Origin of the sequence: Carboxylicivirga longa, from assembly GCF_050589825.1 — a bacterium.
GTDB classification, from domain to species: Bacteria; Bacteroidota; Bacteroidia; order Bacteroidales; family Marinilabiliaceae; genus Carboxylicivirga; species Carboxylicivirga longa.
The window spans coordinates 185,017-198,066 of record NZ_JBNGOZ010000002.1 but is presented as its reverse complement, the minus strand read 5'-3'; the positions used below and the strand labels follow the sequence as shown (position 1 = coordinate 198,066).

Here is a 13,050-nt window from a genome sequence, read left to right as displayed (position 1 = left end):
CAAACTTGACGTAAATCATAATACACGATCATATATTCTTTCTAAAAGCTATTATTTTTGTAATGACTTATGGATTGATAGTGACTTGAAACTATTGTTCAATAAGGGATACTGTTGTTTTTGTAGGATGGAATTTGGGGATGGTAATAACAGATTGTAGAACAACAGCCTTGCTGTGTCGAAAATCCTTAAAAATGAATCGTCAATTATCAAACGATATCTTGTTTAGCGGAGCGCTGATCATCTTCTTCCTGCCGTTCTTTATCAATGCATCCGTGTTTGATGCCTACACGCGATTCAATCTTCACCACCCGCTGATTATGAGTTTTATAAAGTTTGCCGTGCTGGCCACCCTGGGTGAGGTTATCGGTTTACGCATCGCTTCAGGTAGCTACTCAGTAAAGGGGTTTGGCCTGTTGTCAAGGGCGGTAATATGGGGCTTGTTGGGTGTCACTATTAAGCTGGCCTTTGTGGTCTTTGCTGCCGGTGTCCCTGTTTTTCTTTATAAAATGGGTCTGGAAAGTGCCCGTGAGGTGATGTCTCAGCCCTTTACCATGACTAAATTATATGTGGCATTGAGTATTAGTGTAGCTATGAATCTAATTTACGCACCCCTTATGATGACTTTGCATCGCATTACCGACACTCATATTATTCAACATGGAGGCCGTTTACAATGCCTAGTAAAACCCATTGCTTTTGGTGCTATTCTCAAGGATATGGATTGGCACAAGCAATGGCATTTTGTATTTAAAAAAACGATTCCCTTCTTTTGGATTCCCGCTCACACCTTTACTTTTTTAATGCCTGCAGAATATCGTGTGCTATTTGCTGCCTTGTTGGGTATTGTATTGGGTGTGTTGCTTGCCATCGCAGGGAATAAGGGCGGTACAGGCAAGCAGTAGCTTGCATATATCGGGTAAAAAAAGCATATTTGAACTTACATAAACCTATTGTTAAAAGATTTACTATGTCAAAAATTGGTGTTTTTTATGGTCCAGAATTGGGCAGTGTGGAAAAAGTGGCACGCCTGATCCAAGATAAACTGGGTGCCGATAAGGTGGAGCTGATACCGGTTAAGAAAACCGATGAGGCTGCTCTTGAGCGCTTCGATAAATTAATTTTTGGGATGTCTACCATTGGTAAGATCAATTGGAACTCCGAGCATAAAGACACCGATTGGGATGTGTTTGTCACCCATTTTGATAAGGTGAAATGGCAGGGTAAAAAGGTGGCCATGTATGGTTTGGGTGATCACGTTCAGTATCCGCAGCATTTTGTTGATGCCTTGGGCTGGATGTATGAGCGCTTGGAAAATACCGGTGCTGAGGTATTGGGCTTTTGTGCTACGGAAGGCTATACATACGAGGAGTCGGAGGGTATTAAAGAGGGTCAGTTCCTCGGTCTTCCGCTGGATGAAGATAACGAAGCCGATAAGACGGGTGAGCGTCTCGATAAGTGGATCGAAGGACTTGTTAAAGAGTTTGGCTTTTAAAGATAAACATCAGGAAAGGGTGATACTTGCGTATTGCCCTTTTCAATTTTAGGCCTTGCGGCTGAGTTTACAACTGTTTAAAGAAAAGTCCCATGCAAGCAAATAGAAACACGCCCATCGACGCAGGCATTGTTGATCGGGTGTTAAGCAAATATCAAATTGAGGATTTGAACCAGGCCACAATCCGCGAGGTTGTTTCCATAGTGAACGATATTGAAGAGGAGAGTGGTGAGCAATTTATTCGTATGGAAATGGGCGTTCCCGGCCTTGAGCCGTCCCATATTGCCACCAATGCCGAAATTGAGGCCCTCAAAAAAGGAGTGGCATCAAAGTATCCGATGCTGGATGGTATTAAGCCACTGAAGGAAGAGGCCAGTCGTTTTGTCAAAGCCTTTCTGAATCTGGATATCGCACCCGAATGTTGCGTGCCTACAGTGGGTTCCATGCAGGGCTCCTATGCCAATTTCCTGGTGTGCGGTCAGCTTCATAAAGAGCGGGATACGTTGCTTTTTATCGATCCGGGTTTTCCGGTGCAGAAGCAGCAGCTCGATGTGCTGGGGTATCAATACGACTCCTTTGATGTATATAACTACCGGGGAGAGGCCTTGCGCGATAAACTGGAAGCGTATTTCAAAAGCGGAAAAATTGCTGCGGTAATATACTCCAATCCCAATAACCCCAGTTGGGTGTGTTTTACCGAGCTCGAATTAAAGATAATCGGTGAGCTGGCCACCCAATACGATGTGGTGGTGATTGAAGACCTGGCCTATTTCGCCATGGATTTCAGGCAGGATTTGTCCAAGCCTTTTGAGGCGCCCTATCAGGTGTCCGTAGGGAACTATACCGATAATTACGTCTTACTAATCTCCAGTTCCAAGGCTTTTAGTTACGCCGGGCAGCGCATTAGCATTACGTGTATGTCAAATGCATTGTATAAGCGGCGTTACGATCATCTGAAGGAGCGCTTTGGTGTGGCAGCCTATGGTCAGGTGCTGGTGACCCGTGTGCTCTATGCATTGTCGTCAGGTACTTGTCATTCGGCGCAATATGCATTGGCAGCCTTGCTTAAGGCGGCCAACGACGGGCAGTTTAACTTTCTGGCTGATGTAAAAGCGTATCAGGAGCGGGGTAGGGTGATGAAAAGTTTATTTTTGGAGAATGGCTTTCATCTTACCTACGATAAGGATATTGATCAGCCCCTTGCTGATGGTTTTTACTTTACGGTATCGTATAAAAATTTAAAAGGCGGTCAATTGCTTGAAAAGCTGCTTTATTATGGCATTAGTGCTATTACCCTGGGAAAGACTGGTAGTCAGCAGGATGGCTTGCGTGCTTGTGTGTCTCAAACAGGCCCTGAGCGCTTCGATGATCTTCGTAAACGACTGGAAGCTTTTCATGCGGATAATCCATAGTTTCAGGTAATTGGTGATAAGTTGTAAGCTTGTTTATATCCTTTATAAACAAGTGAATACTGATGGTCGTCATATAGAAAATCGAAGGATAAGTATAAATTTGTAACAACTAATAAAGACTCAATAATATGGCAAAAGCAAAAGGTGCAATTGTGGTTGACGAGGTAAAATGCAAAGGCTGTGGCGTTTGTGTAACTGCTTGTCCCACAAAAGTAATAGAATTAGCTGCCGAAGTTAATGGCAAAGGATATCATTATGCCTACATGGCGCATCCTGACAACTGCATTGGTTGTGCTAATTGCGGGATTGTTTGTCCCGACACTTGTATCACTGTTTATCGCGCTAAGGCAGGTGCAACTGCTTAATGTAAAACTCATAAAGGAAATTTAGTTACAGATGAGAGAACTGAAATTAATGAAAGGCAATGAGGCGATTGCTGAAGCCGCTATCCGTGCTGGTGTGGATGGTTACTTCGGTTACCCCATTACTCCGCAATCGGAGGTGATGGAAACGCTGATGGCCGAGAAGCCCTGGGAGACGACCGGGATGGTTGTACTGCAGGCCGAAAGTGAAATAGCATCAATTAATATGGTATATGGCGGTGCCGGTTGCGGCAAGCGCGTAATGACTTCTTCATCAAGTCCGGGTGTGAGTTTGATGCAGGAAGGCTTAACTTATCTGGCTGGTGCCGAGTTGCCCTGCGTGGTGGTTAATGTGGTGCGTGGAGGCCCTGGACTGGGTACGATACAGCCGGCTCAGTCCGATTATTTCCAGTCGGTGAAAGGGGGCGGACATGGCGATTATAAGTTAATCACCTTAGCCCCGGCTTCCGTGCAGGAAATGGCCGATTTTGTAGAGACAGCCTTTGACTTGGCCTTTAAATATCGTAATCCTGTTATGATTCTGTCAGATGGTGTAATTGGCCAGATGATGGAGAAAGTAGAGTTAAAAGAGTTTAAACCACGATGGACCAGTGAGTATATCGAGGAAAACCATCCTTGGGCTACCACCGGTAAGAAAAAGGATCGTGGCCGTAATATCATTACCTCTGTGCAACTCGAATCTTCGGTACAGGAGGCCTTTAACCATAAGTTGCAAAATAAATATCAGCAGGTCGAAGCCAGCGAGGTGCTGTTTGAAGAGGTACTGTGCGAGGATGCCGAATATCTGATTATTGCCTATGGCTCAAGTGCACGTATTTGTCAAAAATCCGTTGAGCTGGCCCGCGAGAAGGGCATTAAGGTGGGGATGTTACGTCCCATTACTTTATATCCATTCCCGGTAGAGCAATTGCAGAAATATGCTAAGCAGGTAAAAGGTATGCTATCGGTGGAGATGAGCGCCGGTCAAATGGTTGAAGATGTAAAACTAGCTGTTAACGGAGCTGTGCCCGTCGAGCATTTTGGTCGTTTTGGTGGTGCCGTGCATTCACCCGGTGAAGTGGTGGAAGCCTTGGAGCAAAAATTAATTGGAGGATAAGCAATGTCAGATATAAACACAATTATAAAACCTGAAAACATCATCTACAAAAAGACTGATGTTCTTACCGATAATGTGATGCACTACTGCCCCGGATGTAGCCATGGTACAGTGCATAAATTAATTGCTGAGGTAATTGAAGAAATGGGAATACAGGAAACGACAATTGGTATTGCACCTGTTGGATGTTCTGTACTGGCCTACAATTACCTGGAAATCGATTGGCAGGAAGCCGCTCACGGTCGTGCGCCTGCCCTCGCAACTGCTGTTAAGCGTTTGATGCCCGAAAAATATGTTTTCTCCTATCAGGGAGATGGTGACTTGGCTGCCATTGGTACCGCCGAAACCATTCACGCTTGTAACCGTGGCGAAAACATTGTGATGGTGTTTATCAATAACGGTATCTATGGTATGACAGGTGGCCAGATGGCCCCTACTACGCTGCCCGGTATGCCGGCTTCTACCTGTCCTGCCGGACGGGATGTAAGCCACGATGGAGCGCCTATTAAGATTTCAGAACTGCTGGCTCAGCTGCCCGGTACCTGTTACGTTACACGTCAGTCGGTGCACACGGCTGCCAACGTACGCAAAACCAAAAAAGCTTTGCGGAAGGCCTTTGAGAATCAGGCGGCCAACAAGGGTACTTCGCTGGTAGAGGTGGTATCAACCTGTAGCTCAGGTTGGAAGATGACACCTACTAAAGCCAACGAGTGGATGGAAGAAAATATGTTTCCCTATTACCCCTTGGGTGATATGAAAAACGAGTAGTTCGGTTTAATTTTTTAAAATTTTAAGAAATGAAAGAAGAAATAATTATAGCCGGATTTGGTGGTCAGGGTGTGCTCTCAATGGGTAAAATACTGGCTTACTCGGGTGTGATGCAAGATATGGAAGTGTCATGGATGCCCGCTTACGGCCCAGAGATGCGCGGAGGTACAGCCAATGTAACGGTTATCTTAAGCGACGAGCGTATCAGCTCACCCATCCTGCACGAATACGATACGGCCATCATTCTTAATCAGCAGTCGATGGATAAATTTGAGAAGGATGTGAAGCCGGGGGGTACCCTAATTTACGATGGTAATGGTATCACACGTCATCCCGAACGCACCGATATCAATATTTTCCGCGTGGATGCCACCGAAGAGGCGGCTCGTATGCACGCTGTTAAAACCTTTAACATGATTGTGTTGGGTGCCTACCTGAAGGTGAAGCCGTTGGTGAAAATGGAGAATGTAATAGCCGGCCTGAAGAAATCCCTGCCAGAGCGTCACCACCATCTTATTCCGATGAATGAGAAGGCCATTGATCAGGGAGCCCAGATTATTAAAGAAGTATCGTTGGTGGAGTAATCCAACTTGTTCATATCCAAGAAAGAGCACATCATCCCTGGTGTGCTCTTTTTGGTAGAGTGTTATGCATATGAAGTCCCTCCGGAATCATCTTTGAGGTGTTAGCTTAATTGGCGGAATTAAGAGATTTTGTGATAGCTAAGTGTGCTCCCTGGGAGCTGCACTGTTGGAAAATACTTAACTCATTTTTTCCTACTTTTGCAAAATGCGTAAATACCTCGATATTCATCCCGAAGATGGTGAATTATTCAAGCAGCAGTTGTGTCAGGCTTCTATCGGTGAAGGGCACGCTGTAGTGTTGGATAGCAATGGTTTTAAAGCAAGGGGCCATCAGCAGGGTAAGCGGCATTATGATTTTATTGCCGGCCTACAGGCACTTGAGCCTCCTTGTCAGGATTTTCATCAGCTTCATTCCTTCCATCATCAGCACAATGATTGGCTGTTGGGATTCCTGTCCTACGACTTAAAAAATGAGTTGGAGGATCTCAGCTCCCAGTTACCTGATCGTATCGGGATGCCGGTGCTTAACTTCTTTCGTCCGCGCTATCTCTTCTTGTACGATGGCGATAAGTGGCAGGTGAGTTATTCAGAACCTGAAGATGATGAAGCATCGGTATTAGCTTACATCGATTCCTTGATGCCTTATCGTCCCGCTGGTGAGCTGCCGGTCAATCTGAAATTAAATCAGCAGGTTTCGCATGCTGAATACCTTGAGGCTATTGAGCAAATATTATGGCACATTCAGCGGGGAGATATTTATGAGCTGAATTATTGTATGGAGTTCTTTATTCAGCACCTTGATACTGAGCCCCATTGGGTGTATCAGCGCCTAAGGGAAATATCGCCCACGCCATTTTCCGCTTTTGTCAAGTGCCACGATAAATTTTTAATGGGAGCTTCGCCCGAGCGTTACTTGAAGAAGGAGGGCTGCCGCCTTGTTTCGCAACCCATAAAAGGCACTTCGCCCCGTCATTCCAATCCTTTAATCGATAAAGGCAATAAGGAATATCTCTTGCAGTCAGAGAAGGAAAGGGCAGAAAATATTATGATCTGCGACCTGGTACGTAACGATCTGTCGCAGGTAGCGGCTCGAGGGACGGTTAAGGTGGACGAGCTGTGCGGCATTTACTCCTTTCGCCAGGTTCATCAGATGATATCTACCATATCGGCAGAGTTGGATGAGGGAAAAACATGGCTAGATGCCATCAAAGCCTCTTTTCCCATGGGATCCATGACTGGGGCGCCAAAAATTAGTGCCATGCAGCTGATTGAAAAATATGAGAAAAGCCGGCGGGGACTCTATAGCGGAGCTGTGGGCTATGTCTCACCCAACGGTGATTTTGATTTTAATGTAGTGATTCGCAGTGTTCTATATAATCGCAAGAAGCAGTGTGCTTCCTTTATGGTGGGGGGAGCTATTACGAATCAATCCGATGCACAGAAAGAATATGACGAATGCCTGCTAAAAGCATCGGCCATTATGAAAGTGTTTAATATTAAACCCTGATACAATGCAAATCCTCGATACAGAAGCAATTAGAAAAGTGATGACGGCACGCTGTGGAGCATCGTCACACGATAAGTTACTGGTGGCCACCAGCGGCGGTGCCGACTCAATGGCTTTGCTCAATGTGCTTGCCGATGCTGGTTATTCTGTGGTGGCAGCACACTGCAACTTTCAGCTTCGTGGTCAGGAGTCTGATGCTGATGAGCAACTGGTCACTAGTTTTTGTCAAGCCCGCGCCATTCCCTTGCACACCCGCCGTTTTGACACCACGGGCTATGCTTCACGGTATAAGGTGTCCATTGAGATGGCAGCTCGCGACTTGCGTTATAGCTGGTTTGATGCCTTGATGGCAGAGCATGGCCTTGATGCTGTGGTGACCGGCCATCATGGTAATGATGCCATCGAAACCTTCTTTCTGAATCTGGTTCGGGGTACAGGTGTACGAGGATTAAGCGGTATCCGCTATCGTCACGGTAAGGTGTTGCGTCCTTTACTCAGCTGCAAGCGTTTGGTTCTTGAGCGTTATTGTTCCGAGCAGCAAATTGCTTACCGGCACGATGCCTCTAACGATGATACTAAGTTTATGCGCAATAAAATTCGCCACGAGCTTATTCCTGTATTTGAGCAAATGAATCCAACTTTTTTTGAGACCATGCAGGCCAATCTGAGGCACCTGAACGATGCGGCTTTATTGTTGGAGAGCGAGGTGTCGCGTTTTATCGATACGGATGTAGTAGTAGAGGATAATAAGGTGATGATTCCTATTTCAAGGCTGGATGATTATCCGCATTGCGCCTCCTTGCTGTTTGAGGTTTTAAGGCCTTATGGTTTTAATTCAGCCGTGGTGGGTGAAGTGGTAAAACAGCTGCATGGTCGATCAGGAAAACAGTTTTTTAGTAGCACCCATCGGTTGATTAAAGACCGGCATAACCTGTTGGTGTTGCCAATTGAAGACATCGGTGTGCAGCATTTTTGGTTGGAAGAAGGAACTACCAAGGCTGCCTTGACGATGGAGGTGAAGGTGTATGAGAAACCGGATGATTTTCGCTTTTCACGTCAGTCAACCCTTATTCATTTGGATGCCGATTTACTAGATTTTCCTCTTTTAGTGCGTAAATGGAAGCAGGGCGATGCCTTTGTGCCGCTGGGCATGAAGGGCTTTAAGAAACTAAGCGATTTCTTCATCGATGAAAAATACAGTTTGAAAGATAAAGAAGATGCCTGGTTGCTGCTGAGTGGCGAGGATATTGTGTGGGTGCTAGGTAAGCGTATTGATGAGCGTTACAAGGTGAGCAATCGTACCCGTCGCATCGTGGAAATAGCCTTAAAATTGGCAGATTCTTTATAGGCTAAGGGCTAAAATATAAAGAGGGTGTCCGGCAATATATAGCGCTCGTGTCAAGCTTAATTACCGGACATCCCCATCTTTTCTTTACATATCGTGCTTAATAACCGGATAGCTATTCAGTAGCTCTTCCAGTTGTGCTAGTACATCTTGTTTTTTGTCCTTAAACAGACTTGTGTAGTAGGCCACACCGTCCATAATATTTTTCTGAAACGCTTTAAGCTGCTTTTGCTCTTTGGCATCATCCGGCTGTCGCAGATAGTTTTCCAAGCGATTCTTAAAAATATCCAAATACATACCCAGCTCCTTGATAAACATGTGTGGGCGCGGGCGGTCATCCAGTACATTCTTACGACCATAGATATGATCCACCATGTCCTTAAGACTCATTTCGTTGGAGAAATAGGCCAGGTTGGGTCCCGGGCAAACTGTTACCTTATCGCTGGTTCCAATCTGTATCCCTTTTGACTCAAGCAGTGAAACTCCCAATCCCACACACAAGCACTCTTTCTCGATAATAGCATCGTAAGCACGCTTATAATCTGCTTCCGGTAGGTTTTGAGCCTCCAGTTCAGCCAGTTTCTTGCTCTGGTATTGCTTAGAGGCCGTGCAGATTGGTTTATCGGTGTACTCGGTGTTGTATTTTAAATATTGCTTAGTGCAAGGCATGCCGTGTTGTCCTTTTGCGGCATTTGCCAAGCGTTGTTCGCTCATGGAAGCCCATTTAACGCTGTTAAAGGGAACACCCAGGGGTGACAGGCCACTGAAGTAAAGGTCTTTCTCCTTGGCTTTTTTTAGCAGGTCAAGGGTTTTCTGATCGATACTGATGGCTTCAGGTACCAACAGGAAGGGAGTGCCCCAGCCAACGCCGTCCATGCGATAGTGATCCATTAGAAGGCGATGTTCCTCGTTAGTACCTACGCCACCTTGTGCCGTCACTTTCATGACAGGTGTTTCGGCAGGCACCGGAAGATTTTTTTTACCCAATGCGGCCTCATAGGCGCTTTTACAGGTTTCTATTAGCTTGTCGCGGTTGTTCCTGAACTCGTCTAAGATGGGACCAAACAGAACGCCATTGGTGGGGAAGGCATGACCGCCGCAGTTAACACCGCTTTCGATGCGGTATTCCGATACCCACAGTCCTTTGGCAGCCAGCATTTTTCCTTGTACCAGTGCAGAACGAAAATCACTGACCTTCAGGATGATTTTCTTTTTCAGCGTTCCATCAGCATCCGGAAAAAAATCTTTGAATCTTTCCAGGTAGCTAAAGAGCCGTGGACTCATTCCTGCCGACAGCACCAACGATGAGCTAAGCTTGCTTTGGGCAAAGCCTCGAACGGCAGCATGGGCATCATTGAATTCGATGGGCAACTGCTCACCATCCTTATAATTTACCTTGTCCAGTTTGGTCATGATGTTCACATCAATGTCTCCCACCGGCAGGTGCTCTTGTATCCAGGTGCTAAGCTCACTCTTAAGTTGGCGACTTTTTTCACCCAGGTTAAACTTTTCTTTGACGGCTGAGAAGTCTGGCAGCATATTAAAATATTTTTCAAGCTCGCTGCCCTTTTCAAAAGCTGATTTTTTAAGCTCCGCAACTTTCGCACTCACCAGATCATCTACCATATTCAGGTACAGTGTGATGCGTTTGGCTCTGAAATCCTCTACCTTGTCTGAGATGGCTTTGAATGGCAAGTCAAATTTATTGCAATAAAACTCGCGCATCTGCTCCATCAGTTTATCATCCACAAGCGATATTACCGACGAGATACCGTAGGGTGCCACGTTGATGGGTGTATCGAGGGTATATCCCAAGCCCAATACCGGAATGTGAAATGAATGTTGTTTTAATAAATTCATTGGCTTTATGATTATTTCAAGCAGCGAAGTTAGGGGAATAAAAGGGATAAAAAAAACGACCCGAGGGTCGTTTCTTCTTTAATATCAGATGTTTAGAACATTAGTATCCTTTGTTCTAATTTACTACTTTAGCTTGTCTTCTATTAACTTCTGAATATCAGTAACTAATTCTTCCACATCCTTACCTTTGGGGTCTATGGGCGACAGGGCAGTGTAGTTTATTTTTTCACCAAATTTTAAGGGGAACATTCCTTTATACATCATACGGCTGTGCCCATCGATAACAAAAGGAACGATCAGTGCATTGGGTGCGGCACGCAATAGGGTATTGATGCCGGCACTCATAAATTTTTTAACACGACCGGTTTTGCTTCTGGTACCCTCCGGGAAAATGCAGGCTGCATAGTTATTGGCCTGGATTAAGCGACCCAGTTTAAATATTTCTTTCACCGACTGGGAACCGTTATTTCGATCAATAAGGGCCGATTTACCATGTTTTAGGTTATAGGAAATGCTGGGTAGGTTTTTACCCAGTTCAATTTTTGAAATAAACTTCGGATAATGTTTTCTGAAACCATGCACCACCGCTGGTATATCGTATAGGCTTTGGTGGTTCGATACGATAATGAGTGGACGATCTTCGGGTAAATTGTCGAGGCCTGAGAATTTAATCTGGCAGCCCATTAGGTGAAGCCCCTTCACCAGGCAGAAATTGAGTGCATCAACTACCTTGCGTCGTGCGTGGTCGCCCAATAATTTATGAGCGAGCACCTGGGGCAAATGAAAGATGACCAGTACCAGTCCGAAATAAAGATGGAAGATTGGGGTGAGGAGGTAGCCAAGAATGGTTTTCATGGTAATACTATTATGGTTTTATTCAGGGCGCAAAAAAACAAAAAAAAGGGGTAAATAGCTACTTTTACCCCCTTTTCTCCAAATTGTAGTATATTGGTTTGTTGTGTGCCTAAGCGTATTTACTGTCCCGTACAGCTTTGATGCTCTCATCGGCCAGGTACTCCTCAAAATCCATGAGTTTATCGACAGTACCATTGGGCGTTAGTTCAATAACGCGTCCACAGGTGGTACGAATAAACTCGTGGTCGTGAGAGGCCATGAGAATCTGTCCTGGGAAAGTTTTCATATTATTATTAAAAGCCTGAATCGATTCCAGATCAAGGTGGTTGGTGGGGTGATCCAGAATGAGCACGTTGGGCTCTTCCATCATCATACGTGCAATCATGCAACGCATTTTCTCACCTCCCGACAGTACGGTTGCCTTCTTCTCAATGTCGTCATTAGAGAACAGCATTTTTCCCAGAAAGCTGCGCATGTAATCTTCTGAGGTATCCTTGGCAAACTGAGCCAGCCAGTCGTATAACTTCACTTCCTTTTGAAAATACTCGGTGTTGTCCATGGGCAAATAGGCGCTTGTAATCGTCTGTCCCCATTCAAAGTTACCTGTATCTGCCTTTTTCTCGCCGTTAATAATCTGAAAGAAAGCAGTTACGGCCCGGTTGTCACGCGAAATAAAAACTACCTTTTCATCTTTCTCAATGTTGAAGTTGATGTCTTTAAACATTACTTCTCCATCAATCGAATAGCTCAGGTTTTCTACTTTTAATATCTGATCGCCTGCCGGACGCGAAGGTTGGAAGATAATTCCGGGATAGCGTCGGTTTGATGGCTGAATTTCAGTGATATTAAGTTTATCAAGCATTTTTTTACGGCTAGTGGTCTGCTTACTCTTGGCCACGTTGGCACTAAAGCGCGAGATAAACTCCTGTAGTTCTTTCTTCTTCTCTTCCGCCTTCTTGTTTTGCGCCGCCTGCTGACGTGCTGCCAGCTGACTTGATTCGTACCAGAAGGAGTAGTTACCCGAGAACATGCGTATTTTTCCGTAGTCGATATCAACAATATCGGTACATACATTATCGAGGAAGTGACGGTCGTGCGATACAACAATCACTGTATTTTCAAAATTGGCCAGGTAGTTTTCGAGCCACAGTACGGTTTCCAGGTCAAGGTCGTTGGTGGGCTCATCCAGCAGCAGGTTGTCAGGATTCCCAAATAAAGCCTGTGCTAAAAGTACGCGCACCTTTTCTTTACCCGTCAGGTTTTTCATTTCCTGATGGTGCAGATTTTCTTTAATGCCCAGTCCGCTTAATAATTCAGCGGCATCGCTTTCAGCGTTCCAGCCTCCCATGGCGGCAAAGTCATCTTCCAGCTTGGCAGCCTTCATGCCGTCTTCTTCATTGAAGTCGGGTTTCATATACAGGGCATCTTTTTCCTGCATTAGCTCCCACATCTCTTTATGGCCCATCATCACCGTGTTTAAAACGGTAAATTCATCGTAGGCATAATGGTCCTGTTTTAGTACCGACAGGCGTTCGCCCGGTTCCATTTTTACCTTACCGCGTGTGGAGTCCAGTTCGCCGGACATAATGCGCAGGAAAGTGGATTTACCGGCACCGTTGGCACCAATTAGACCATAACAATTACCCGGCGTAAACTTAAGGTTAACGTCAGAGAATAAGGGTTTTTTGCCAAATTGAATGGCTAAATCAGAAACTGTAATCATGTTGCAACTCGATTTTTCAGGG

General features: G+C 45.3%; 12 protein-coding genes. 9 read left to right on the top strand and 3 right to left on the bottom strand.

Annotated features, from left to right (window positions below; translation table 11 throughout):
* Positions 1-194: 194 nt before the first annotated feature.
* From ACRD7A_RS02570 to tilS, 9 genes are all read left to right on the top strand, one after another.
* Entirely contained in the window at positions 195-905 is a 711-nt protein-coding gene (locus ACRD7A_RS02570) for a hypothetical protein (RefSeq protein WP_430809784.1), read from the top strand.
* A gap of 65 nt (positions 906-970) precedes the next feature.
* Positions 971-1,495, top strand: a complete 525-nt coding sequence (locus ACRD7A_RS02565) for a flavodoxin (RefSeq protein WP_430809783.1) — start codon at positions 971-973, stop codon at positions 1,493-1,495.
* Positions 1,496-1,587: 92 nt separating this feature from the next.
* Positions 1,588-2,907: an aminotransferase class I/II-fold pyridoxal phosphate-dependent enzyme gene (locus ACRD7A_RS02560; RefSeq protein ID WP_430809782.1), complete on the top strand. Its 1,320-nt coding sequence runs from the start codon at positions 1,588-1,590 to the stop codon at positions 2,905-2,907.
* Positions 2,908-3,035: 128 nt separating this feature from the next.
* Entirely contained in the window at positions 3,036-3,272 is a 237-nt protein-coding gene (locus tag ACRD7A_RS02555) for a 4Fe-4S dicluster domain-containing protein (protein ID WP_430809781.1), read from the top strand.
* A gap of 31 nt (positions 3,273-3,303) precedes the next feature.
* Positions 3,304-4,386 carry a 3-methyl-2-oxobutanoate dehydrogenase subunit VorB gene (locus ACRD7A_RS02550; RefSeq protein ID WP_430809780.1) on the top strand — a complete coding sequence of 361 codons (1,083 nt, stop codon included), beginning with the start codon at positions 3,304-3,306 and terminating at the stop codon, positions 4,384-4,386.
* A 3-nt stretch (positions 4,387-4,389) separates the two neighbouring features.
* The gene (locus ACRD7A_RS02545; protein WP_430809779.1) at positions 4,390-5,154 is read left to right on the top strand and encodes a thiamine pyrophosphate-dependent enzyme; all 765 of its coding nucleotides are present in this window, start codon (positions 4,390-4,392) and stop codon (positions 5,152-5,154) included.
* Positions 5,155-5,183: 29 nt separating this feature from the next.
* Positions 5,184-5,738, top strand: coding sequence for a 2-oxoacid:ferredoxin oxidoreductase subunit gamma family protein (locus tag ACRD7A_RS02540; protein ID WP_430809778.1), 555 nt, complete (start codon positions 5,184-5,186; stop codon positions 5,736-5,738).
* A gap of 205 nt (positions 5,739-5,943) precedes the next feature.
* Positions 5,944-7,245: an anthranilate synthase component I family protein gene (locus tag ACRD7A_RS02535; protein WP_430809777.1), complete on the top strand. Its 1,302-nt coding sequence runs from the start codon at positions 5,944-5,946 to the stop codon at positions 7,243-7,245.
* Between the two features lie 4 nt (positions 7,246-7,249).
* A complete protein-coding gene (gene tilS, locus ACRD7A_RS02530) occupies positions 7,250-8,593 on the top strand; it encodes a tRNA lysidine(34) synthetase TilS (RefSeq protein ID WP_430809776.1) in 1,344 nt (447 codons plus the stop codon).
* A gap of 84 nt (positions 8,594-8,677) precedes the next feature.
* Here tilS and ACRD7A_RS02525 read toward each other — a convergent pair whose 3' ends face one another.
* The 3 genes from ACRD7A_RS02525 to ACRD7A_RS02515 form a co-directional block, all read right to left on the bottom strand.
* Positions 8,678-10,450: a hypothetical protein gene (locus ACRD7A_RS02525; protein WP_430809775.1), complete on the bottom strand. Its 1,773-nt coding sequence runs from the start codon at positions 10,448-10,450 to the stop codon at positions 8,678-8,680.
* Between the two features lie 123 nt (positions 10,451-10,573).
* On the bottom strand, positions 10,574-11,305 hold the full coding sequence (locus ACRD7A_RS02520) for a lysophospholipid acyltransferase family protein (RefSeq protein WP_430809774.1): 732 nt from the start codon (positions 11,303-11,305) through the stop codon (positions 10,574-10,576).
* A gap of 109 nt (positions 11,306-11,414) precedes the next feature.
* Positions 11,415-13,028 carry an ABC-F family ATP-binding cassette domain-containing protein gene (locus ACRD7A_RS02515; protein WP_430809773.1) on the bottom strand — a complete coding sequence of 538 codons (1,614 nt, stop codon included), beginning with the start codon at positions 13,026-13,028 and terminating at the stop codon, positions 11,415-11,417.
* Between the last annotated feature and the right edge of the window lie 22 nt (positions 13,029-13,050).